At 60.9% G+C, this 23129-nt stretch carries 25 protein-coding genes and 1 other RNA gene; 17 read left to right on the forward strand and 9 right to left on the reverse strand.

Translation table 11 applies throughout. The annotated features are described in order from the left end of the window. Positions 1–45 precede the first annotated feature (45 nt). From ACMA5I_RS06360 to ACMA5I_RS06385, 6 genes are all read left to right on the forward strand, one after another. Entirely contained in the window at positions 46–561 is a 516-nt protein-coding gene (locus ACMA5I_RS06360) for a fasciclin domain-containing protein (RefSeq protein WP_525885399.1), read from the forward strand. A 167-nt stretch (positions 562–728) separates the two neighbouring features. After that, complete coding sequence (msrB, locus tag ACMA5I_RS06365; protein ID WP_525885400.1) at positions 729–1199, forward strand: peptide-methionine (R)-S-oxide reductase MsrB; 471 nt, start codon at positions 729–731, stop codon at positions 1197–1199. Positions 1200–1390: 191 nt separating this feature from the next. Then, positions 1391–1768, forward strand: a complete 378-nt coding sequence (locus ACMA5I_RS06370; RefSeq protein ID WP_525885401.1) for a Fur family transcriptional regulator — start codon at positions 1391–1393, stop codon at positions 1766–1768. Beyond that, positions 1765–2496, forward strand: a complete 732-nt coding sequence (locus ACMA5I_RS06375; protein ID WP_525885402.1) for a metal ABC transporter ATP-binding protein — start codon at positions 1765–1767, stop codon at positions 2494–2496. The genes ACMA5I_RS06370 and ACMA5I_RS06375 overlap by 4 nt, the downstream gene beginning before the upstream one ends. After that, a complete protein-coding gene (locus ACMA5I_RS06380; RefSeq protein WP_525885661.1) occupies positions 2489–3274 on the forward strand; it encodes a metal ABC transporter permease in 786 nt (261 codons plus the stop codon). The genes ACMA5I_RS06375 and ACMA5I_RS06380 overlap by 8 nt, the downstream gene beginning before the upstream one ends. Before the next feature lie 73 nt (positions 3275–3347). Beyond that, positions 3348–4103 (forward strand): PAS domain-containing protein, encoded by a 756-nt coding sequence (locus ACMA5I_RS06385; protein WP_525885403.1) that lies wholly within the window; start codon positions 3348–3350, stop codon positions 4101–4103. A 7-nt stretch (positions 4104–4110) separates the two neighbouring features. Here the strand turns inward: ACMA5I_RS06385 and recR are convergent, their stop codons facing one another. From recR to ACMA5I_RS06400, 3 genes are all read right to left on the reverse strand, one after another. Further along, complete coding sequence (recR, locus tag ACMA5I_RS06390; RefSeq protein ID WP_525885404.1) at positions 4111–4701, reverse strand: recombination mediator RecR; 591 nt, start codon at positions 4699–4701, stop codon at positions 4111–4113. Between the two features lies 1 nt (position 4702). After that, the gene (locus tag ACMA5I_RS06395; protein WP_525885405.1) at positions 4703–5044 is read right to left on the reverse strand and encodes a YbaB/EbfC family nucleoid-associated protein; all 342 of its coding nucleotides are present in this window, start codon (positions 5042–5044) and stop codon (positions 4703–4705) included. An 81-nt stretch (positions 5045–5125) separates the two neighbouring features. Continuing rightward, positions 5126–6907, reverse strand: a complete 1782-nt coding sequence (locus ACMA5I_RS06400; protein ID WP_525885406.1) for a DNA polymerase III subunit gamma/tau — start codon at positions 6905–6907, stop codon at positions 5126–5128. Between the two features lie 62 nt (positions 6908–6969). On the opposite strand from ACMA5I_RS06400, the gene ACMA5I_RS06405 reads away from it, so the two are divergent. Continuing rightward, complete coding sequence (locus tag ACMA5I_RS06405; RefSeq protein WP_525885407.1) at positions 6970–7821, forward strand: rhomboid family intramembrane serine protease; 852 nt, start codon at positions 6970–6972, stop codon at positions 7819–7821. A gap of 12 nt (positions 7822–7833) precedes the next feature. On the opposite strand, the gene ffs is transcribed toward ACMA5I_RS06405, so the two are convergent. Then, positions 7834–7931: signal recognition particle sRNA small type (gene ffs, locus ACMA5I_RS06410), an RNA gene on the reverse strand. A gap of 100 nt (positions 7932–8031) precedes the next feature. Here ffs and ACMA5I_RS06415 point away from each other — a divergent pair. Beyond that, positions 8032–8496, forward strand: coding sequence for an SRPBCC family protein (locus tag ACMA5I_RS06415; RefSeq protein ID WP_525885408.1), 465 nt, complete (start codon positions 8032–8034; stop codon positions 8494–8496). Here the strand turns inward: ACMA5I_RS06415 and ACMA5I_RS06420 are convergent. Beyond that, positions 8493–9338: a prephenate dehydratase gene (locus ACMA5I_RS06420; RefSeq protein ID WP_525885409.1), complete on the reverse strand. Its 846-nt coding sequence runs from the start codon at positions 9336–9338 to the stop codon at positions 8493–8495. The genes ACMA5I_RS06415 and ACMA5I_RS06420 overlap by 4 nt on opposite strands. 111 nt (positions 9339–9449) lie before the next feature. On the opposite strand from ACMA5I_RS06420, the gene ACMA5I_RS06425 reads away from it, so the two are divergent. The 9 genes from ACMA5I_RS06425 to ACMA5I_RS06465 all read left to right on the forward strand — a co-directional run bounded on the left by ACMA5I_RS06425 (position 9450) and on the right by ACMA5I_RS06465 (position 19419). Next, positions 9450–9965 (forward strand): c-type cytochrome, encoded by a 516-nt coding sequence (locus tag ACMA5I_RS06425; protein ID WP_525885410.1) that lies wholly within the window; start codon positions 9450–9452, stop codon positions 9963–9965. 170 nt (positions 9966–10135) lie between these two features. Continuing rightward, positions 10136–11923 (forward strand): extracellular solute-binding protein, encoded by a 1788-nt coding sequence (locus ACMA5I_RS06430; RefSeq protein WP_525885411.1) that lies wholly within the window; start codon positions 10136–10138, stop codon positions 11921–11923. Beyond that, positions 11923–12996: a microcin C ABC transporter permease YejB gene (locus ACMA5I_RS06435; RefSeq protein ID WP_525885412.1), complete on the forward strand. Its 1074-nt coding sequence runs from the start codon at positions 11923–11925 to the stop codon at positions 12994–12996. The genes ACMA5I_RS06430 and ACMA5I_RS06435 overlap by 1 nt, the downstream gene beginning before the upstream one ends. 10 nt (positions 12997–13006) lie before the next feature. Next, on the forward strand, positions 13007–14089 hold the full coding sequence (locus tag ACMA5I_RS06440; protein WP_525885413.1) for an ABC transporter permease: 1083 nt from the start codon (positions 13007–13009) through the stop codon (positions 14087–14089). Continuing rightward, a complete protein-coding gene (locus ACMA5I_RS06445) occupies positions 14086–15681 on the forward strand; it encodes an ABC transporter ATP-binding protein (RefSeq protein ID WP_525885414.1) in 1596 nt (531 codons plus the stop codon). The genes ACMA5I_RS06440 and ACMA5I_RS06445 overlap by 4 nt, the downstream gene beginning before the upstream one ends. 32 nt (positions 15682–15713) lie before the next feature. Further along, the gene (locus tag ACMA5I_RS06450; protein ID WP_525885415.1) at positions 15714–16403 is read left to right on the forward strand and encodes a TerB family tellurite resistance protein; all 690 of its coding nucleotides are present in this window, start codon (positions 15714–15716) and stop codon (positions 16401–16403) included. Continuing rightward, positions 16403–17377: an endonuclease/exonuclease/phosphatase family protein gene (locus tag ACMA5I_RS06455; RefSeq protein ID WP_525885416.1), complete on the forward strand. Its 975-nt coding sequence runs from the start codon at positions 16403–16405 to the stop codon at positions 17375–17377. Before ACMA5I_RS06450 ends, ACMA5I_RS06455 begins: the two co-directional genes overlap by 1 nt. A 24-nt stretch (positions 17378–17401) precedes the next feature. Continuing rightward, the gene (locus tag ACMA5I_RS06460) at positions 17402–19213 is read left to right on the forward strand and encodes a M3 family oligoendopeptidase (RefSeq protein ID WP_525885417.1); all 1812 of its coding nucleotides are present in this window, start codon (positions 17402–17404) and stop codon (positions 19211–19213) included. A gap of 38 nt (positions 19214–19251) precedes the next feature. Then, the gene (locus ACMA5I_RS06465) at positions 19252–19419 is read left to right on the forward strand and encodes a PLDc N-terminal domain-containing protein (RefSeq protein ID WP_525885418.1); all 168 of its coding nucleotides are present in this window, start codon (positions 19252–19254) and stop codon (positions 19417–19419) included. A gap of 51 nt (positions 19420–19470) precedes the next feature. On the opposite strand, the gene ACMA5I_RS06470 is transcribed toward ACMA5I_RS06465, so the two are convergent. From ACMA5I_RS06470 to ACMA5I_RS06485, 4 genes are read right to left on the reverse strand one after another with little or no spacing between them, the layout of a single operon-like run. Beyond that, positions 19471–20469 (reverse strand): contractile injection system protein, VgrG/Pvc8 family, encoded by a 999-nt coding sequence (locus tag ACMA5I_RS06470; protein ID WP_525885419.1) that lies wholly within the window; start codon positions 20467–20469, stop codon positions 19471–19473. A gap of 1 nt (position 20470) precedes the next feature. Then, entirely contained in the window at positions 20471–20680 is a 210-nt protein-coding gene (locus tag ACMA5I_RS06475) for a tail protein X (protein WP_525885420.1), read from the reverse strand. Further along, entirely contained in the window at positions 20680–21129 is a 450-nt protein-coding gene (locus ACMA5I_RS06480; protein ID WP_525885421.1) for a phage tail protein, read from the reverse strand. Before ACMA5I_RS06480 ends, ACMA5I_RS06475 begins: the two co-directional genes overlap by 1 nt. Next, positions 21122–23125 (reverse strand): phage tail tape measure protein, encoded by a 2004-nt coding sequence (locus tag ACMA5I_RS06485; protein WP_525885662.1) that lies wholly within the window; start codon positions 23123–23125, stop codon positions 21122–21124. Before ACMA5I_RS06485 ends, ACMA5I_RS06480 begins: the two co-directional genes overlap by 8 nt. Positions 23126–23129: the final 4 nt, after the last annotated feature.

Consider the following 23129-nt stretch of genomic DNA (forward strand, 5'->3'; position numbering starts at 1 on the left):
GATTTGTGTCTTTGCAATTCAAGCGTATTGCGGCATCAAGTTCATATGAAAAGATTCGTCCTGCCGCTTGGCCTGCTCGTCGCTCTGCCCGTCACCGCGCAAACCGCGATCGAGGGGGAAGAGGTTTTCCCCGAACGCAACATCGCCGAAAATATCGTGACCGTTGAGACCCTGAGCCGCTTTGTCGAGGGCGCGACAGCTACGGGGTTGATCGAGGAATTGCGTGCGGAAGGGCCGGTCACGCTGATCGCGCCGAAGGACGACGCCTTTCCACCGCTCGAAGAAGACGCGCCAAGCGCGGCGGAGATTCTGACCGAGGACGGCGCCGAAGCCTTCACCGATCTGATTGGCTGCCATATCATCCCGATGCAACTTGCTACGGCGGATTTCAGCAGCGTGGGCGAGTCGACGGTCGAAACGCTCGGCTCTTGCGAGCTGACCATGCGGGGCGGCCAGCTCTTCGGGCCGGACGGCGCAGAAATCTCGCTCATTGAGACCGACATCGCGCAAGAAAATGGCGTTCTTCATCTGACGGATGATCTGATTGAACCTGTAGAGTAATGGCGGATTTGTGATCGCCAAAGCGCTGTAAAGCCTGCGACGAAATGCTATATTTACACAAATGATAATGAGCGCTCTCAAGGTCTGTGATTTACGAGAGCGATGGTTTTTTCGAGAATAGAAGTCGCACCTTGGGATAGGTGCATGGTTAATACGAAGGCAAGATTATGTATTCGAGACGTCAGTTTCTTAGCGTTATTGGTGGCGCATCGACAGCCGCTCTTCTGAGCCGCGCCGCCTTCGCCCAGAATTTCGCGGTCACGAAGTCCGAAGAGGAATGGCGCGCGCAGCTTGGCGACGCCGCATTCGATGTGATGCGCAATGAGGGCACGGAGCGTCCGTTCTCCAGCCCGCTCCTGAACGAAAAGCGCAATGGCACATTCCACTGCAAGGGTTGCGATCAGGCGCTTTACAGTTCGGACACCAAATATGACAGCGGCACCGGCTGGCCCTCCTTCTGGCAGGCCATCGATGGCGCGGTCGGCACCAAGCCGGACAACTCGCTGCTGATGAAGCGCACCGAGGTGCATTGCTCGCGCTGCGGCTCCCATATGGGCCACATCTTCAACGACGGGCCGCAACCCACGCGCAAACGCCATTGCATCAACGGGATTGCAATGACGTTCAAACCGGCTTAACATTCCTTAAATCACGCCCCGCTTCGGCGGGGCTTTTCTTTATGCTTGGCATAATTGTTACAGAATACTAGTGTGAATTTATGGCCAACGCGCTTGCCCCAGAAGACATTTTCGCCCCGCATGCTCATGCGGATTGCAGCCGTGATGCCCTCGCCAGAGCTGACGCACTTTGCAAGGATCATGGGTGGCGGATGACCGCGACCCGGCGGCGTGTGCTGGAGATCCTGCTGGAATCCCACAAGGCCATGGGCGCTTATGAAATTCTCGACCGCCTGAAAGAGGAAGGGCTCGCCAAGGCGCCGCCCATCGTCTATCGCGCGCTCGATTTCCTCACCTCCTGCGATTTCGCGCACCGGATCGAGGCGCTGAACGCCTTTGTTGCCTGTATCCATCCCGAGGGCGCGCATCAGCCCGGATTCCTCATCTGCAACAGCTGCCACAAGGTTGCGGAAACCCATGAACCGGCCCTGCGGAACGGCGCACATACCGCCGCACGCAATGCAGGTTTCAATCCCACACGCATCGTCGTGGAAATCACCGGACTCTGCCCCGACTGCGCCTCTGCATGAGTCTCGTAGACTTTAAGAATGTCAGCTATCTGCATGGTGAGGCTCCGATTTTGGAGGGGATCAACCTTGCGATCCGGCCCGGCGAGATTGTGACGCTTCTGGGCCCGAACGGCTCTGGCAAGACCACGCTGCTACGTCTCATGATCGGCGCGCTGAAGGCGGATACCGGCGAGATCACCCGCAAGGCGGATCTCGAAATCGGCTATGTCCCGCAGAAACTCTCCATCGACCAAACGCTGCCCATGACCGTCGCGCGCTTCTGCGCCCTTGGCACCGATGCGAGCAAGGCCGAGGTGGCCGACATGCTGGTGCGCACCGGCGCGGGCCGTCTTGCCGGGCGGCAGGTGACCGCGCTGTCAGGCGGGCAATTCCAACGCGTCTGCCTCGCCCGCGCGCTGCTCACCCGCCCCGACCTTTTGGTGCTGGACGAACCAACCCAAGGGCTCGACCAGAGCGGCACCACCGAATTTTACGCCCTCATCGCCCAGATCCGCGCGGAGACCGGCGCGGCGGTGATGATGGTGTCCCACGATCTCCATGTGGTTATGCGCGCCTCGGACCGGGTGATCTGCCTCAACGGCCATATCTGCTGCGAAGGCACGCCCGTCACCGTCTCCGAAGCGCCGGAATATCGCGCCCTTTTCGGCTCCGGTGCGGGCGAGCTGGCGCTTTACAGCCACCATCACGACCACCACCATCACCACCACGACGACCACGCGCATGATTGAGCCCTTCCTGCTTCGCGCCCTGCTCGCCGGTCTGATCCTGGCGGTGGCGGCTGGCCCGCTTGGCTGTTTCGTCGTCTGGCGGCGCATGGCCTATTTCGGCGATGCGACGGCCCATGGCGCGCTGCTTGGCGTGGCGCTGTCTCTCAGCTGGAGCCTCCCGCTCCTGCCCGCCGTTGCCGCGACCGCGCTGATCCTGTCGCTCCTCGCCACACAGCTGTCGGGCCGCGGCTATGCGATGGACACGCTGCTCGGCGTCCTCGCCCATTCCGCCCTCGCCTTCAGCCTGATCGCGATCTCCTTCCTGCCGAGCGTGCGGATTGACCTCAACAGCTACCTGTTCGGCGATATTCTGGCGGTGAGCTGGGACGATCTGGCCCTCATGGCCCTCGGCGCCGCCGCGATCACCGCGCTGATCGCGACCCGCTGGACGTCCCTGCTCCTCGCCACCCTCAACCTCGACCTCGCGCGGGCGCAGCGCATCAACCCGCGCCGCGAAGAGGTGCTGCTAACCCTCGCTCTCGCGGTGCTCGTCGCCGTCGCCATCAAGATCGTCGGCGCGCTGCTCATCACGGCGATGCTGATCATCCCGGCCGCCGCGGCGCGCAGCTTCGCCCGCACACCGGAGTCCATGGCCCTCCTCGCCATCGCCCTCGCGGCCCTTTCGGCCAGCACCGGCCTCGCCGCCTCATGGTATGCCGACACCCCCGCCGGCCCCTCCATGGTCGCCGCCGCAGCCGTGATTTTCCTCTTCTCCGCAAGCTTTTCGCGTCGAATCTGAGGCAAGGTTAGAAACTCTCAATCCTTTTGAGGCAAAGACAAGCGCAACGCAGTGTTTAAGCTTGTAGGGACTCATGGATCAGGGAAGCGCTTGCCCGGTTGTCGCCAGCGACGCGATGAAGCATCTGGAACTCTCCAGCGTGCCGGTTTTTGTGGGCGACCTGACGGCCCGCAAATGTGTTTGGGCAAATGCGGCAACCTTGCGGATCCTTGGCGACATTTCTTTGGAAGAATATCGCGCGCAGAGTTTTGAAAGCATGGCGGAAATTTACCTTCCGTCCCTCGATGCGGAGGTCGCGAAGATGCGCGAGACCGGCGCGCCGATCCGCCGCAATCACGCGGTCATCATCGGCTATCGCCACTACAGCTTCCATCTTCAGATGATGCTCGTGCAACTCGAAAACGGCAATGAGGGGATCATCGTCGAAGCACGGCATGATCGGGACAGCCGCCGCGACTATGTCCGCGCCAAGGAGGCGATGGACCAGATTCCCGCCGTGGTGACGGCAACCCTCATTGACCGCCAGCAGGTCTACGCCAACCGCGCCGCGGTGGTGGCCTATGGTGAGGACCCGCCGCTCCTGCCAGGGCGCATGTGCGACCCGGATGAGGGGCAGGCGCTGCAAGAGGTCATCATGAATGGCGGCTATTGGCACGGGATCGCGAAGATGCGGACCCTGCGCGGCGAGCGCTGGCACGCGATCACGGTCTCCGAAGCGCAGGACAGTATCAGCGGCCTGCCGATTTATGTGATCTGCGAGACGGATCTTACCGAGGCGATCACGGACCTGCCGAGCCATTTTCTGGAAATGGAAAAAACAGCGCTTTAGGAAAGGTTTACAGCGCCTTACGGGCCATCAGCGCCGCCCCGATGGTTCCGTCATCGAGATAATCAAGCTCGCCGCCAATCGGCACCCCTTGCGCCAGAGAGGTGATCTGCACCCCGCCCAGTTCACCCGCGATGTAATGCGCCGTGGTTTGCCCGTCGATCGTGGCGGGAAGCGCGAGGATAATCTCCTGCACCTCCTGCTCCGTGACCCGCGATTTCAAAGCCGGAATCCGCAGCTCGTCCGGGCCCACGCCGTCGAGCGCAGACAAGAGCCCGCCAAGGACATGGTAACGCCCCTTGAATGCCCCGCCCCGCTCCATCGCCCAGAGATCCGCGACATTTTCCACCACGCAGATCTGCCCATTGGCACGGCGCGGATCGGCGCAAATCTCGCATTGGGATTCGCTGGCGATATTGCCGCAAGTTACGCAGTCCCGCGCGGTTTCGGCCACCTTCGCCATCGCCTGCGCGAGCGGCTCGAGCAGCGCGCCGCGCTTGCGAATGAGCGTCAGCGCCACCCGCCGCGCCGAGCGCGGGCCAAGCCCCGGAAGCCGCGCCAGCAGCGCGATCATCTCCTCGATTTCGGGGCTCGCGCTCATCTTAAAAAGGCAGCTTCATCCCCGGCGGCAGGCCGAGATCGTCCGTCACTTTCTGAATCTCTTCCTTCGCGCGGGCCGACGCCGCCTTCTGCGCCTCGCTAAACGCCTGCACGATCAGATCTTCCGCGACTTCCTTGTCATTCTCAAAGAGGGCCGGATCGAGGGTCAGCCCCTTCACCTTGCCCTTGCCATTCACGGTCGCGACCACCATGCCCGCGCCCGCTTCGCCGGTGATTTCGAGATCCTTCAGATCCTCCTGCACCTTGGCCATTTTTTCCTGCACTTCGCCGACCTTGCCCATCATCTTGGCCATGTCGCCGATGCCGCCCAAACCTTTGAACATTTCTCAATCCTTAATGTCGATTCCTTGCCTCTGACCTAAACAGCCGCGCGGCAAGGAGCAAGGGCGCAGCGCCCGTCAAACTCAATCGTCAAAGCCGTCTCCCGCATCGTCAAACGGGTCCCAATCGGGGTCGAACTCCTCGGGCAGCGGCTCTTCCTCGGTCGTGTATTCCTGCACATTGACGACCTGCGCGCCCGGAAAGGTCTCCAACACGGCCTGAACCAGCGGATTTTGCGCCGCGACGGAGTGGCGATCCGCCTTGGCTGTTTCCTTCTGCTCGGCCAGCGTCGGCGTGTCCGCGTCATTCGAGACCACCACGGCCCAGCGTTGATGTGTCCATTCTTTCAACCGGTTGCCGAGCCGCATGGCGAGATCGTCCGGTGCATCGGGTGTCGGCGTAAACTCGATCAGGCCGGGCGCATAGCGCGCCACCCGCATCTGTTTTTCCAGATCGAGACCGAAGGACATGTCCCGCAGTTTCGCCAGCGCCACCACATCCTCAAACTGCGCATAGCGAGCCAGCGCGTCCTTGGCGGCGGGCGCGGCGACGGGCTCCGGGGCGGGATCGGGAGACTGATAGGCAATCGTCGGACCGCCCGCCTGGCGCGCGACGGGTCCGCCCCCGCCCCCACCGGACGCAGGGCCGCCAACGGAAGGCTGCGGCGGCGTGTCTTGCAGCTTTTTCACCAGATCCCCCGGCGGCGGCAGGTCGGCCACATGGGTCAGCCGGATGATCGCCATCTCCGCCGCCATCATCGCATTCGGCGCTGTCGAGACCTCATCCAGCGCCTTGAGCAGCATCGACCAGCTTCGCGCCAGAACAGACATCGGCAGACGCGCCGCAAGATCCTTACCACGGGCGCGCTGGTCGGGCGGAAGTGTAATGTCTTCAGCGGCTTCCGGCGTGATCTTCGCAACGGAAATCCAGTGGGTCAGTTCCGACAGATCGCGCAACGTCGCCAGCGGATCGGCCCCGGCCTCATATTGCGCGCCAAGCTCGCCAAGCGCGCCCGCCGCGTCGCCCTTCATGACCATCTCGAAGAGATCAATAACCCGCCCGCGATCGGCCAGCCCCAGCATGTCGCGCAGCGCATCGGGACCAAGCTCGCCCTCCCCGCCAAGCGCAATCGCCTGATCCATCAGCGACAGCGCGTCGCGCATCGAGCCTTCCGCCGCGCGGGTCAGGAGCGCCAGAGCGTCCTCGCTGATCGCCGCGCCCTCCGCCGCCGCGACCTTGCCGAGATAAGCGATCATCTGCTCCGGCTCGATTCGGCGCAGATCGAAACGCTGGCAGCGCGACAGGATCGTCACCGGCACCTTGCCGATCTCCGTGGTCGCGAAGATAAATTTCACATGCTCCGGCGGCTCCTCCACGGTCTTGAGGAGCGCGTTGAACGCCGAGGTGGAGAGCATATGCACCTCGTCGATGATGTAGATCTTGTAGCGGGCCGAGGCCGCGCGATAGGCGACCGAATCGATAATCTCGCGAATATCGCCCACGCCGGTGCGGCTCGCCGCATCCATTTCCATCACATCGACATGGCGGCCCTCGGCGATGGCCTTACAGGGCTCGCATTCTCCGCAGGGGCTGATCGTCGGCCCGCCATTGCCGTCCGGCCCGACACAGTTCAGCCCCTTGGCGATGATCCGCGCGGTGGTGGTTTTGCCGACGCCCCGTACCCCGGTCAGGATGAAGGCATGGGCAATACGCCCTGTTTCAAAAGCATTTTTCAGGGTGCGCACCATCGCATCCTGCCCGACGAGATCGGAGAAATCCTGCGGGCGATATTTTCGCGCCAGAACCTGATAATCGCTGTCACTCATCACTGACCTTTCCCGCGCGCGATTGACATGGAGGTGCATCCTGCAATGATGCCGAGCCTAATCAACGCCCAACGGGCGGGCAAGCCCGGCAAAGGAGCCTCATGGCACAACGCGCATATGACAGCATCCGCGGATCGTCGCTGATCGCCGATCTCGGCCCCCCGCGGGCGCGCAACGCGATCTTCTGGATCGCGCTGGCCTGTGTGCTGATCGAGGCGGCGGTGATCTTTTACGGCGCGACCACGGTGAACGCGCAGCTTGGCGATCGCTATGGGCTGATGACCTCGATTGACGTGGCGCATGGGATCGCGGCGGAGCGGTATGGCCTCTCCCCGGCTGGCCTCCTGCTGGAGTTGCCGGAGATGCCGGGGCATGAGGACACCGGCCTTTCCGGGATCGCGCGGCTCTTTAGCTATCAGTTCATTCATGGCGGGGTGTTGCACCTCGTGATGAACATGATCGCGATGATCTATCTCGGCCCGCCGGTGCTGCGGCGTCTCGGCTCGCAGCGTTTTGTGCTGTTCTATCTCATCTGCGGCATTGCGGGCGCGCTCACATATGCGGTGCCGCGCGCCATCCCTGCCATGATGGGCGACGCACCAATGGAAGGGTTCTTCTCGCTTGAGGAATTAACCATCCCGCTCGTCGGCGCGTCCGGCTCGATCTTCGGGGTGTGGCTGGCGAATCTGCGCATCACCTGGGATCGCCTGCGCCGGATGCCCGCTCATTTGCAGCCCGAAAGCCCGGCAAAATATATGCGCAAGATCCTCGTGATGATCGTCGTGGTAAATCTCGGTTTCGTTCTGATCCCCACTGGCATCGCGGGCGAGGCGCATATTGGCGGCGCGGTCGCGGGCTTCCTGCTCTATCCCATGTTTGCAGCGGGACAGGTGCGCTACCGGGCGCGGCTCGAAAGCTATGTGCAAAAGCCGTTGAAGCTCTCGGTCGGCTGATTTTGCGGGAAAAGTGAGAGACTGAAACGCGACCCGAACCGAATATCGTTACGGCTGCTTCCTTCCGGACCTGACCGGGTTGGCGAATGGCTCGCTCACGCCAGCCTCTCAAACCCGCATATAGCAACGGCGTTAAGGCTGAGCAAGCCCTGCCGCTTGCGGGTGCGCCTAAGCCGCGCTAGGCAAGGTGAAAATTCGAGCAGGGCTTTCATGATCACCTTCAAAACCGAGACTCCCGTTGCCGCGCCCGCCACGTTCACCTTCAGCCGGCTCAGCGATTTCGACCGGCTCGGGACATTGCTGGCGACGCGCGGAATCACGATGGAGCCGCGCCTTGACGGGGCGGACGGCACGCCTCGCTGGTTCCTGTCCGGCGACTATCGTGGGCGGCAGATCGAAAGCGAGTTGATCCTGCGCGAGCGCGTCGCGCCAGAGCGGATGCAACTGGAGAGCCGGGCTTCGGGCTTTCTGATCGCCGCCACGCTGACGCTGGAGCCGAACGCTGCGGAGGCTTGCGTGATCCGGAGCACCGTTGAGGTGACGCCCCAAAGCATCAAGGCGCGGCTCTTCGAGTCGCCCTTGCGGCTCGCGCAGACGCGGCTCAATGCGCGGTTGGCGGACAATATGGGCCGTCTCGCAAAACGGATTGAGGCGGATTACAAACCCGCGGCTTAACCTCGGTTCTGCATATGCGGGCGCATCGGGTGCATGGCGTAGCTGCCGAGCATCCGCACCATTGAGGTGAAGAACCGCAGCTCATCCATCGCCCGCTCGACATGCGCGTCCGTAGGGCGGCCAATGATCTCGGCGTAAAATTCCGCCGCCTCGAAGCTGTCATCGACGATATAGCTTTCCAGCTTGATCATGTTGACGCCATTCGTCGCGAACCCGCCAAGCCCCTTATAGAGCGCCGCCGGGATGTTGCGGACGCGGAAAAGGAAAGAGGTGATGACGGGCGCACCCTCCGGAGGCGTCGCCTCTTCCGGCCCCATCAGCAGGAAGCGGGTAGTGTTGCTGTCCCGGTCCTCGATCTCTTCGGCAAGCAGATCGAGGCCGTAAAGCTCCCCGGCGAGTTTCGAGCCAAGCGCCGCCGCCGCCGGATCGCCCCGCTCCGCAATCTCGCGGGCGGACCCCGCGGTATCGACGCCGCGTTCGGGCAAAATGCCATGCGCGCGCAGAAAATCCCGACATTGCCCGAGAAGCACCGGGTGGGACCGAGCGATTTTCACATCCTCGATCCGGCTCCCTTTCAGCCCCATCAGGTTGATATGAACCCGCACGAAATGCTCCGCGACGGCATAGAGATTGGCTTCGGGCAACAGCTGATGCACATCCGCGACGCGGCCATGGGTGGAGTTTTCCACCGCCAGCATCGCCATGTCGGCCCTGCCATCATGCACCGCGTCAATCGCGCTTTCAAAGCTTGGGCAGGGAATCACATCGCAGCCCGGCACGGCCTCGACACAGGCCTGATGGGAATAGGCCCCAAGCTCGCCCTGAAAGCTGATCGTCACCATTTCTCGCCCCTCCATCGCAGGTTTGGCTCTTCTATCGCTTGCATCCCGGCTTGGGAAGCGGCTAGAAGAACTCCGACAAGAGCCAAAGACCTTCCGGGGAGTAGCGCAGGAATGAACACCACCGAGATCAACAAAATTGTGGCGGCCATCTGTATCGGTATGCTGGCGCTGCTGTTGCCGAAGTTCTTCCTGAACGGCTATTATTTTGGCTTTGGCGAGCATCACGACGAGAACCCGGCCTATGCGCTGGAAGTTGCTGACGCACCAGCGGGCGGCGAAGAGCAGGAAGCGGTGCAGATCGCCGAGTTTCTGGCCGCGGCAGACGTGGCCGAGGGCGAAGCAACCTTCTCGCGCAAATGCGGCACCTGCCACAAGGTCGATGGCACCAATGGCACCGGCCCGCATCTTGATGGCGTCGTCGGGCGTAATGTGGCATCGGTCGACGGGTTCAACTATTCCGGCGCCATGCAGGAACATGCCGCCGAGCGCCCGGCATGGGATGAGCAGCATCTGAGTGAATATCTCGAAGCGCCGAAAGCGCTCGTTCCGGGCACCGCCATGGGCTATGCGGGCTCCCGCGCCCCCGAGGAGCGCGCCAACATCATCGCCTATCTCAACTCGCTCTGAGACACGCAGATGTGGCTAAAACCGCGCTTCGGCGCGGTTTTTTGTTGGGGCTTTCTGCTTGCCAAAAAGTCGCACCTTCCCTAGCATCTTGGCCGAGCAGAACCATAAAAAGCAGTCGGTCGATGAACAGTATCACGCAACTTGCGGTTGCCTTTGCGAGTCTTGCCAGCATGGCTTTTGCCGAACCGGTGACAAGCCATGGCCACTCGATTTTTGGCGAATTGAAATACCCCGCCGATTTCGAGATGTTCGACTATGTGAACCCGGATGCGCCCAAGGGCGGCGTCTATCACACATGGGATCTCGGCACCTTTAACAAGCTGACCCCGGACACCGAGGGCGGCGATTACGACCGCAATATCTCGCTGACCTTCGACACGCTGATGGTCGGCACGCTCGACAGTCTCGACCAGATGTATGGGCTGATCGCCGAGAGTATCACCGTGGCCGAGGACAAGAGCTGGGTCAGCTTCAAGCTGCGCGAGGAAGCGCGGTTTGCCGATGACACGCCGATCACGGCGGACGACATCCTCTTCACCTTCGACGCGATGCAGAACAAGGCGCAACTGCGCTACAAGGTCTATTATGGCGAGATCGAGAGCGTCGAGGCGCTCGGGCCGCATGAGGTGAAATTCAATTTCGTCGAGGATGCGGCGACCCGTGATCTGATCCCGCTCATCGCGTCGACGCAGATCTACTCCGCCGCCTATTACGAAGACCGCGATTTTTCCGAAAGCACGATGGAGCCGCCGCTCGGCTCTGGTCCCTACCGCGTCGCCGATGTGCAGGCGGGCCGTTACATCGTCTATGAGCGCCGTGATGATTATTGGGCAAAAGACCTGCCCGTGAATGTCGGGCGCTATAATTTCGACCGTATCCGTGTGGATTATTACGCCGATATGGCCGCCGCGTTCGAGGGGTTCAAAGCGGGCGAATACACCCTGCGCAGCGAGGCGGACGCGGATCTCTGGACAACTTCCTATGATTTCCCCGCGGTCCAGCGCGGCGATGTGATCAAGGCAGAAATCCCGACGGAGACGGTGGCCTCAAACGGCTTCCTTTTCATGAATATTCGCCGCGAAAAGCTCTCCGACCCGCGCGTTCGCGAAGCGATTGCGACGATGTTTAACTTTGAATTCGTCAATGAAACGTTGCTCCACGGGCTTGAAACACGCGCGGCAAGCTATTGGGAAAACAGTGATATGGAGGCGGAAGGCCCACCGCCCGCAGACGAACGCGCGCTGCTGGAGCCGATTGCCGGTGAACTTCCTGAGCATATCGGCAATATTTTGGAAGACGACGCAGCGGTGCCCTATGCTGGAAGCGCGAACCCGTCGCAGGATCGTGGACGTCGCCGTGCCGCGCTCGCGCTTCTTGAAGAAGCGGGTTATAGCTTGGAGAACGGCCGGATGGTTGGCCCGGGCGGCCCGCTAACGCTTGAAATCATGACCGGCAACAGTCGCCTTGAGCGCTTCATCTCGCCCTTTATCGAGTCGCTTAATACGATCGGGATCAGCGCCAGCCTGCGCTTTGTCGATAGTGCGCAATGGCGCGAACGCCTCGATACGCGCGATTATGACATGCTGTCGGGCTTCCTGCCGATGAGCAACACGCCGGGCAATGAATTGCGCGATGTGTATGGCTCGCAAAGCGCCGATGTGCCGGGGTCCGTGAACGCCAACGGCACGGCCAATTCCGGAATCGACAAGCTGATTGCCCAAATCGAGCGCGCCGAGACCCGCGACGAGTTGAACATCCGCGTCCGCGCGCTCGACCGGGTCTTGCGCGCCATGCATCTGCGCGTGCCTTACTGGACCCGGCCCAATGTGTGGATCGCCTATTACGACTACTACCGCCAGCCGGAGCCCAAGCCGCCTTACGGCATTGGCGCGCTGTCGATCTGGTGGGCGGACACCGAACGCTATGACGAGTTGAAGGCGAGCGGAGCAATCAACTGATGCTGTCCTATATTTTGCGGCGGATCCTTTTGATGATCCCGACCCTGCTCGGAATCATGCTGATCAATTTCGTACTGGTGCAATTCGTCCCCGGCGGCCCTGTCGAGCAGGTGCTGGCGGAGATGGAAGGCCAAGGCGGCGCGCTCGACCGGATCTCCGGCGGCGGTGGCGGCTCGGTCTCTAACAATAGCGATTATCGCGGCGCGCAGGGCCTGTCACCGGAGTTTATCGCCGAGTTGGAGGCGCAATTCGGCTTCGACAAACCGCCCCATGAGCGCTTCCTGCTGATGCTCAAAAACTACGCCATGTTCGATTTCGGCGAGAGCTATTTCCGCTCCATCTCGGTGATTGATCTGATCAAGGAAAAATTGCCGGTGTCGATTACGCTCGGCCTCTGGTCCACGCTGATCGCCTATCTGATCTCCATCCCGCTCGGCATCCGCAAGGCGGTGAAGGACGGCACGGCCTTCGATACCTGGACCTCTGGCCTCGTCATCATGGCCTATGCGATCCCCGGCTTCCTCTTCGCGGTGCTGCTGCTCGTCCTCTTCGCGGGCGGAAGTTATTGGAAGATCTTCCCCCTCCGCGGCCTGACCTCCGACGGGTTCGCGCAGATGAGCACCTTCGAGCAGATCAAGGATTACCTCTGGCACATCGCCCTGCCCGTCACCGCCTCCACTATCGGGGCCTTTGCGACGCTGACCCTGCTCACGAAAAACTCCTTCCTCGACGAGATCCGCAAGCAATATGTGATGACCGCGCGGGCCAAGGGCCTCAAGGAAAGCCGCGTCCTCTACGGCCATGTGTTCCGCAACGCGATGCTGATCATCATCTCCGGTTTCCCGGCGCTGTTCGTCGCTGTGTTCTTCGGCGGCAGCTTGATCATCGAGACCATTTTCTCACTCGATGGCCTCGGGCGTCTTGGCTATGAAGCGGCGATCGAGCGCGACTATCCGGTCGTCTTCGGCACGCTTTATGTCTTTGGTTTGATTGGCCTGATCGTGGGGCTGCTCTCCGATCTCACCTATGTCTGGATCGACCCGCGCATCGACTTTGAGGCCAGAAACACATGAGCCGCACCACATGAGTCCCCTCAATCGCCGCCGCTGGAACAATTTCAAATCCAACCGCCGCGCCTTCTGGTCGCTCTGGATTTTCGCCGTTCTGTTCTTCATCGCGCTCTTTGCGGAGTTCTTCGCGAATGACAAACCGCTGCTCGTCTCCTATCAGGGCGAGCTAAGGGTGCCCATTTTCCAGTTCTATTCGGAGCTGGACTATAACGGCGAATTCGCGGCCGCAGCCGATTATAAAGCGCCCGAGGTGCAATGCCTGATCGAGACGGGCGGGCTCACCGATCCCTGTTTCGAGGACCCCGAAGCCGATCACAGCCGCAAGGCGGGATATGATGCGGGCTGGATGGTCTGGCCGGTGATCCCCTACAGCTTCAACACCACCAATTACGATGTAATGCGCGCGCCCTCGCCGCCCGATGCGAACCACTGGCTTGGCACCGATGACCAGACCCGCGACGTGCTGGCCCGCGTGATTTACGGCTTCCGCATTTCGGTGCTGTTTGCCCTCGCCGTGACGGTGATTTCCTCGGTCATCGGCATCTTCGCGGGCGGCGTTCAGGGCTATTTCGGCGGCTGGATCGACCTGTTCTTCCAGCGCATTGTCGAGATCTGGATGAACACGCCGACGCTCTACATCCTCATCATCATCTCCGCCCTCTTCACCATGAATTTCTGGCTGCTGACCGGGTTGATTGCGCTCTTTTCCTGGACGCAACTGGTGGGCGTCGTCCGCGCCGAGTTCCTGCGCGCGCGGAATTTCGAATATGTCCGCGCGGCGAAAGCGCTCGGCGTGTCGGACTGGACGATCATGTGGCGGCATGTCCTGCCGAACGCCATCGTCGCGACCATCACGCTGCTCCCGTTCCTCATCACCGCGTCGATCGGCGGGCTGGCGGCGCTCGACTATCTCGGCCTCGGCCTGCCGCCCTCCTACCCGTCGCTCGGGGAACTGGCGCTCCAAGGCAAAAACCGCCTCGACGCGCCATGGCTCGGCTTCTCGGCCTTCTTCACCTTCGCGATCATGCTGTCGCTGCTGGTCTTCATTTTCGAAGGGGTGCGCGACGCGTTTGACCCCAGAAAGACGTTCAAATGAGCCTGCTGACGGTCAACGATCTCAATATCCGTTTCCGGCAGGACAAAAGCACGGTCCATGCGGTGAAAGGCGTGTCCTTCGCCATTGATCGCGGCGAAACGGTCGCGCTTGTGGGCGAGTCCGGTTCGGGTAAATCGGTTTCGGCCCTCTCAACCGTGCAGCTTCTGCCGGACAGCGCGGAGATTTCCGGCTCGATCAAATATAACGGCGAGGAGCTGATCGGCGCGAAACCGTCGAAACTGCGGGACATTCGCGGCAACGATATCAGCTTCATCTTTCAGGAGCCGATGACATCGCTGAACCCGCTGCAAACCGTGGAAAAGCAGATCACCGAGAGCATTAAGTTGCATCAGGGTCTCAGCGGCGATGCGGCCAAGGCGCGGGTGGTGGAACTGCTGACACAGGTCGGCATCCCGGACCCGGAGACGCGCCGCCGTTCCTACCCGCACCAGATGTCCGGCGGGCAGCGCCAGCGCGTGATGATCGCCATGGCGCTGGCGAACAACCCGGATCTGCTGATCGCCGACGAGCCGACCACCGCGCTCGACGTGACCATTCAGGCGCAGATCCTCGACCTGCTGGCCGACCTCAAGGCGCGGCTCGGCATGGGGCTGCTGTTCATCACCCATGATCTTGGCATTGTTCGTAAGATTGCGGACCGCGTGGTGGTCATGAAAGACGGCGAGGTCGTCGAAACCGGCCCGACCGTCGAGATTTTCGCCAACCCGCAGCACCCTTACACGCAAACCCTGCTCGCGGCTGAGCCGCATGGCGTGACGCCAGCGCCTGCACCGTCCGAGCCGATCCTCAAGGCGCGGGACGTCAAGGTCTGGTTCCCCATCAAACGCGGGTTCCTCGGCAAAACGGTCGATCACGTGAAGGCCGTGAATGGCGCGAGCTTTGACCTCTCCCCTGGCGAAACCCTTGGGATCGTGGGCGAATCCGGCTCGGGCAAGACCACGCTCGCCCTCTCGGTCATGCGGCTCATCGGATCGGACGGGCAGATCGTCATGGATGGCCGCGACCTGCAAGCCCTCACCGGCAAGGAATTGCGCCCGATCCGCCGCGACATCCAGATGGTGTTTCAGGACCCGTTCGGCTCGCTCAGCCCGCGCATGACCGTGGCCGAGATCATCGGCGAGGGCCTTGGCGTTCATGAGAACCTGAGCCGCTCGGCGCGCCGCATCGCCGTCGATCACATGCTGACCGAAGTCGGCCTCTCGCCCACCATGATGGACCGTTACCCGCATGAGTTCTCCGGCGGCCAGCGCCAGCGGATCGCCATTGCCCGCGCGATGATCCTCAAGCCCAAAATCGTCGTGCTGGACGAGCCGACCTCCGCGCTCGACATGACGGTGCAGGTGCAGATCGTCGAGCTTCTGCGCCGCCTTCAGCAGAAATACGGCCTCGCCTATCTCTTCATCAGCCATGATTTGCGGGTCGTCCGGGCGCTCTCGCATAAAATCATGGTCATGAAATCCGGCGATGTGATGGAGGCCGGCCCGCGCGATGCGATTTTCGATGCGCCCGAGACCGACTACACCCGCCAATTGATGGCCGCCGCGTTCGAAAAACCTGCCGCTGCGCTCTAGGCGCGGGCGGCTCCATCTGACAGACTGCGCCCATGTCGATTTGGTCACGTATAGCAGAAGCGATTCAGGGGCTTGTCAGCGGGCAAAGCCTCTCGGATATCTTCGAGCGGCTGCGTACGCCGCCGGAGCGCTCGGTCGCCTTCACCATTGCCATTATTGCGCTCGGCGCGAAGATGGCGAAGGCCGATGGCCGCGTGACCCGCGACGAGGTCCGCGCCTTTCGCCAGATTTTCGCGATCAATGAAGCGGATGAGCCAGCGGCGGCGAAGGTCTATGACCTCGCGCGGCAGGATGTGGCGGGGTTCGAGATTTACGCGGACCGCATCGGCAAGATGTTTGCGGACAAGAAAGACACGCTCTTCGACATTCTCGAAGGGCTGTTCCAGATCGCGGTCGCCGATGGCGAATATCACCCGGCGGAAGAAGAGTTTCTGCGGGAGGTTTGCGCCCGGATGGGGCTGGAGCCCCAGCAGTTTGCCCAGCTTCAGGCGCGCTATGCGGTTGGCGATGCGGTCTGCGCCTATGCGCTGCTCGGCGTCAGCCCGGAGGATGATATGGAGACGATCCGCAAAGCGTATCGCCAGCTTGTCCGCGTGAACCATCCCGATGCGATGATCGCGCGCGGCGAGCCTCTTGAGGCGGTGGAGATGGCGACGCATCGGCTCTCCAAGATCAATGACGCCTGGGAGACCATCCGGCGCGGCGTGGCCGAGCCCGCCTGATGCGGATCGCGACCTATAATGTCGAGTGGTTCTCCGCGCTCTTTGGCAAGAATGACCGGCTCCTGAACGACCGCGAATGGTCGCGCCGCCGGGATGTGACACGGCAGCAGCAGATCACCGCCCTCTCGCGTGTTTTTCAAAGCGTGGACGCGGATTTATGGCTGATCGTTGAAGCGCCGAATACGGGGCGAAACAATTCCACCATCAAGGCGCTGGTGGAGTTTGCCGATTATGCCGGACTGCGTGCGGATCATGCGATCATGGGGTTTGAGAACGACACCCATCAGGAGCTTGGCGTTCTTTATGATCCGGCGAAATTCCATGTCGAGCATAGCCCGCAGGAGAGCGACCGCGCGCCGCGTTTCGATGGCGAGCGCGATGGCGTGACCTTTTCGAAACCGCCTTTTGAGGCGTTGATCGCGCCGAACGGGCATCGCCCGTTCCGCATGATCGGCGCGCATCTCAAGACCAAGGCGCCGCACGGGGCGAAGACGCCGGAAGAGATCATCGCCTTTGGCCTGCGCAATCGCGAGAAGCAGATCGCGCAGGCGCATTGGCTGCGCGACCGGGTCGAGGATATGCTGGAGTCGGGCGAAAGCCTGTTTGTGATGGGCGATTTCAACGACGGCCCCGGCTACGATCCGATGGAGCGGGAACTTGGCGAGTCCACCGTCGAGATCGTGTTTGGCGAGAAGCGCCCGGAACACACGCGGCTTTACGATCCCCATGCGGTGGAGCCGAAAAAGGAATATGCCACGGCGCGGTTCTGGTCGGTCGAGGAGAGCAAATATCTCGACCGGGTGATTGATTACATCATGGTCTCGCCCGATCTGGCCGCGCTGAACGGGCAATGGCGCATCTGGCACCCGAAGTTCAATACCGAGATTGGGGCGAATGCGGAGCTGACCGAGGCGCTCTACACCGCGTCCGACCATTTCCCGGTGACACTGGATATCGACCTGCCGCCTGCTTAAGTGGACGGCAACAAAGGAGACGTTATGACTGCTGTATTTTCCCCGCTTGATCTGTCTGGTGGCACCGCCGAGGGCGCGTTGCCGGAATGGGATTTGACGGATCTTTATCCCGCGCCGGATAGCCCGGAACTGAAGGCCGATATTGATTGGCTGGAAAAGGAACTCCCTGCCTTTGCAGCGGATTACGAGGGAAAGCTCGAGTCGATTACGGCGGAGAATTTGCTGGAGGCGATCACCCGTTACGAGGAGATCGACCTCAAGATCGGCCGCATCATGTCCTTCGCCGGGCTGCGCTATTACCAGAACACGGTGGACCCGGAGCGCGCCCAGTTCATGGGCAACATGCAGCAGAAGATTACCGATATGTCCACGGCGCTGGTGTTCTTCACGCTGGAGATCAACCGGATCCCGGATGCGCATTTGGACGGGCTGTTTGAGCAGAACGACGCGCTGGCGCGCTACAAACCGATTTTCGACCGCATCCGCGCGATGAAGCCCTATCAGCTTTCCGATGAGTTGGAGAAGTTTCTGCACGACAAATCGGTCGTCTCGGCCGCGGCGTGGAACCGGCTCTTTGATGAGCAGCAGGCCGGGCTGGAGTTTGAGATCGAGGGCGAGACGCTTGGCCTCGAATCCACGCTAACGCTTCTGTCGGATCGTGATCGCTCGAAGCGCGAGGAAGCGGCCAAGGCGCTGGCGGACCGGTTCCGCGAAGATCTGCCGCTTTACGCGCGGATCACCAACACGCTCGCCAAGGAGAAGGAAATCGAGGATCGCTGGCGCGGTCTGCCCTCCGCGCAAATGTCGCGGCACCTCGCCAATCAGGTGGAGCCGGAGGTGGTGCAGGCGCTCCGCGATGCGGTCGTCAAAGCCTATCCCGACCTCTCGCACCGTTATTACAAGCTGAAAGCGAAGTGGATGGGCCTCGACAAGCTGGAGGTGTGGGACCGCAACGCGCCCCTGCCCGAGGATATCGACAAGGTGGTCACATGGCCCGAAGCGCGCCAGACGGTGCAGGAGGCCTATGCGGGCTTCGATCCGCGCATGGCCGAACTGTCCGAGCCGTTTTTCACCGAAGGCTGGATCGACGCGGCGGTGAAACCGGGCAAGGCACCGGGCGCGTTCGCGCATCCGACCGTGGCGAATGTCCACCCCTATGTGATGCTGAATTACCTTGGCAAACAGCGCGATGTGATGACGCTGGCGCATGAACTGGGCCACGGCGTCCACCAGCGGCTGGCGGCGGAGGCGCAGGGGGAACTGCTGTCCTCGACCCCGCTAACGCTTGCGGAAACCGCCTCCGTCTTTGGCGAGATGCTGACCTTCCGCAAGCTGCTGGCGAATGCCAAGGACAACACGGAGCGCAAGATCATGCTCGCCGGCAAGGTCGAGGACATGATCAATACGGTGGTCCGCCAGATTGCGTTCTATGATTTCGAATGTCGCCTCCACGCCGCGCGGGCGGAAGGCGAGTTGACGCCCGACGAGATCAACGCCATCTGGATGGAGGTGCAGGAAGAAAGCCTCGGCGATGCGTTCAACTTCATGGACGGCTACGACACTTTCTGGGCCTATATCCCGCATTTCATTCACTCGCCCTTCTATGTCTATGCCTACGCCTTTGGCGACGGATTGGTGAACGCGCTTTACGCCGTCTACGAGGCCGAGCCGGAGGGCTTCCAGGACAAGTATTTCGAGCTGCTGAAAGCCGGTGGATCGAAACATCACAAAGATTTGTTGTCCCCATTCGGGCTCGATGCGAGCGATCCCGCGTTTTGGGATAAGGGCTTGTCTCTCATCTCCTCGATGATCGACGAGCTTGAAACGCTGGTCTGAATGAGACACGGTTAACTATAAGAAACTAGGAGACTTCCATGGAATATATTCTCGGACTTATCCACCTCGTCCTGATCATCTGGGCGGTTCTGTCGATCATCAAATCGGGCGCGACCGGCACGGGGAAGGTCATCTGGGCCCTCTTCGTGATCATCTTCCCGATCATCGGCTTCGTCGCCTGGTTCCTCGCGGGACCCAAGGGATAAGCAAAAAGGGTGGACCGGACCAAATTATTTTAGACCGGGGAACACGATAAATTAGACTGACGGGGGGCTTTCGCCCCCATCTTTCGTCGGCTTCTCGGCCTCGATTTCGGTCGTGTAACCACCACTGTCGATCCTGTGGATAACTCGCGTTATCGACCACCTCCCATTAACCTCCGTAAAGAAGCCTTGGGTGACGATCTGCGCCTCGGCAACCAGCTCGGGATTTCCCGGCATCGAGAGACTTAACGTATCACTGCCGCGCGCCATCTCATCGAACTTTGCCTGCGCCGCCTTTTCGGCCTCCACCTTGGTCGGGTGGTTGTGTCGGATCTGAAAAACTGGCTCACCGCTTCCGACAATGACCTTTGATCGCGTTGCTCCTTCAGCGTCCTGCCAAAACGCCTCAACAGAGGCAAATTCGCCGCGCGTTGCCTTGACCATCCGATACGAGCCGACTTGCTGTCGCGTAATTAGAACGACGGGGAGCGGCTCCCCGGTCGCACTCAACCCTTCCCCCTTCTTCACAAAGAGCAGCGTCCCGCCCTTCACGCTCACGAGCGCGTCATGTTCTTTGCCGATGCGCGTCAGGAGGTTGATATCGCTTTCGCCGGATTGCGCGAGGTGCTCGTAGACGAAACCGGCATGCGCTTCACTGACGACTGATTTCAGCCCGTGCTCGCTCGCAATCGTAGCGACAATGTCGCGAATGCTCTTACCGTCCCAATTGCGGGTTTTCTGGCTTTTCAGAGATCCCGAGATGTTTGCGGATGCGCATCGGATCGACATTTGATCCGGAGGGCCTGACAGTGTCGCCTCAAGATCGGAATAAACTCCCATCGGCAACGCACCAAACTCGCGATATCCGAGCGACACCTCAATATCCGCCTTTTCCGAAGGCACCGCGATTTCGCCCTGGGCGTTATCAAGACGGACATCCAAGCTATCCGCTTTCAAACCTGCTTCGTCAGTGAGTGTGAGTGACAGGTAGCGCTCTTCAATGATTGTGGTGATGTCCTCGCCCGCGGCGATGATGCTGAAATACGGCGTCATGTCAGCCCCAAAGCCTCACAACATTCTTCTGCTCCGCCGTCACTTCAAGCTCTTCAGGCAGATCAATCAGAACGCCGCGCGGCAACACCGGACCATGCTCGGCCAGCCCCGGATTGTGGTTCAGAACCGCCTCAACGCTATACTTTCCAGCGCCGTAATGTTTGCGGCAAATCAGATCGAGCACGTCGCCTTCATGGCTGCGATACATCATCAGAAAAGCCTCGCGATATTGGAGGCGGCAGAGATCGCCGCGCCAATGGGATTGAACCGGCTATCCGGATATTCCAGCAAGTCCATGGTGAAATCCTGACGCCTTGGCGCGCCGTCCGACATGAGTGCGCTGCGCGTTTCCTCAATGCGCGTGATCACGTAGTCACCCCAAAGCCATCCCATACCGTCGATCAGCGGAAGCGGCTTATGGGTGTCTCCTGAAATCCGCATGAGGTCGATTTGATGCATCCCCCCAGAGAAGTGTGGGAGGATCATCCCGCTCAAGCTGATCTTGCGCGGATCAGACCCCACAAACTGCGGCGCGCCTTTCGTGCCGATACGATCTTGCACGGTCCAACGCCATGACGCGGTGATTTTCATCTCATTATAGACGGCGGTCTTCACCATAAACGGGTAAGACCCGATCATCATCGCGACATTATTAGTCATGCAACAACCTCCGAAGATCGGCCTTATCGCGCTCCGCCTGTTCTGCGAGCATGCGCCGGATGAGCGCTTCGAGCTGGTCATGATCGCCAGCGACACCAGCGCCAATATTAATGTTGTAGGTTGGCTGATAGACGATCTCTCTATTAGCGCCACCGGCTGCAACCGCGTTGTTACTCGCGTTTAGATAGCTCTCAATCGGGCTGGCCGCTGCCATGCCCCCGGAAAGCGCCACACCACCGGCTGCACCCGCTCCAATCAGTTTGCGCCGCAGCCCTTCCATGCGCGCCGTGGCCAAGCCCTCGCGGCGCTGGATGCCAACAGCCAAGCCTTCACTGATATGACCGCCGAGCGCCATGAAGACCCGCGATGGCGAGCGAATGCCAAGCCGGTTCTTCAGCCAATTCTTCGCGCCGTCACCAACGCCACCAATCGCCTCTTTAACCGCGCCAAACTTGCTTTTGATACCGCTCATTAGGCCCTGAAGCATCTGCGTTCCGATTTCGCGCATGAATGCGGGCCAGCCGGAAACGATCTCTTTCACACCTTCCCAACCCGTCGCGTTCACCAGCTTAATGCTGTCCCAAACAGTCGTGAAAAACGTGGTGACCCCCTGCCATTGCGGCATGATGACGCCAAGCGGGGTGAAGCGCAGCAGCTCACGCAAGCCGTTCCACGCGCCTTCGGCATTGGCGCGAATGCCGCTCCACATCGAGCTGAAGAAAGTCGCCACAGTCTGCCACTGCGGCATGATCAACCCAAGCGGGGTGAACCGCAGCAGCTCACGCAAGCTGTTCCACGCGCCCTCTGCGTTATTGCGGATGCTGCTCCAAAGATCACGGAAAAAGCCGCTCACGGCATCCCAATTGCGGATTATGAGATATGCGCCGCCCGCGATTGCCGCCACTGCGAGACCTATCGGATTGAAAAGCATCATTCGTCCGACGGCCTTAAATGCCACGCTGAAGAGCGTCATACTAAAGCGTAGGGTCGCCCAGCCAGCGATCAGGGGCGCGAGGCCAAGGGCCAACACGGCGATCCCGCCTGTCAGCGCGGCCACACCCGCGACAACGACACCAATGCCCGTAATCAGTCGTGGGTGCGCGCTGATCCAGTTGCTCATGCGATCCAGAAACGCGCCGATCTTCGGGAGCAGAACATCAAAGATCGGGACCAAGCGCAGGCCGATCTTCTGTCGCATGACCTCCCATTTCTGCCCGATGATATCCATTTTCGCGGCGAAGTTGTTATCAACCGCGGCGGCCATCTGCTCGGTGAACTCCGAGCCAGCGCTTGCCGCTTCATTCAATGCCTCGACATTGGCCCGAACCGCATCTTCCTGCCCCCACAAGGCATTGATCAGCTTCAGGGCCTCGGTCGTTCCAAATGCCTTTTTAATCTCGGCGCTTTCGAAGCCGTCGAGCGTCTCACCATAGCGCAGCTTCAAGTCCTGAAGAATATCCGGCATCGCGCGCAGCTGGCCGTTGTCGTCGAGGATCTTCACGCGGATAGGGTTTTTCGAATTCTTCGCCAACCCCTGAAACGCTTCATGCGCGCCCGCCGAGCTTTCCGCGAACGCCCGCAATGCCGTGCCAGCCTCACCGGCCTGCATAGAGGTTTGCATCATGCCGAGAACGGCCATTTCCTCTTGCAGTCCCATGCCGAGGTTCGACGCGAACGCACCGGCGCTCTCAATCGCCTGCTGCATCTTCGCGCCGTCCGTCTTGAACTGCTGGACCGATTTGGCAAGTGTCGCGCCGAACATGTTGCCCCAATCAGCGTCCGACATCTGCGCATTTTGCTTTTTGAAGATCCCGTAGGAAGTCGCGAAGAGCGACGTCATCTGTTCGGGAATGCCCTTGGTGGCCTTGGCCGTAACCACCGCCGCCGCCGTCATATCCGCGACACCTTCATCGGTCAGCGAGGAAATGCCCGACTTAATATCATAGGAGGCCGAAACAAAGCTCGCAGCAGTGACGCCTGCGATCTTACTCTGCATTTCA

This window comes from Jujubicoccus corallicola (assembly GCF_047345645.1).
In the GTDB taxonomy this organism is placed as follows: Bacteria; Pseudomonadota; Alphaproteobacteria; order Rhodobacterales; family Rhodobacteraceae; genus JBLEFH01.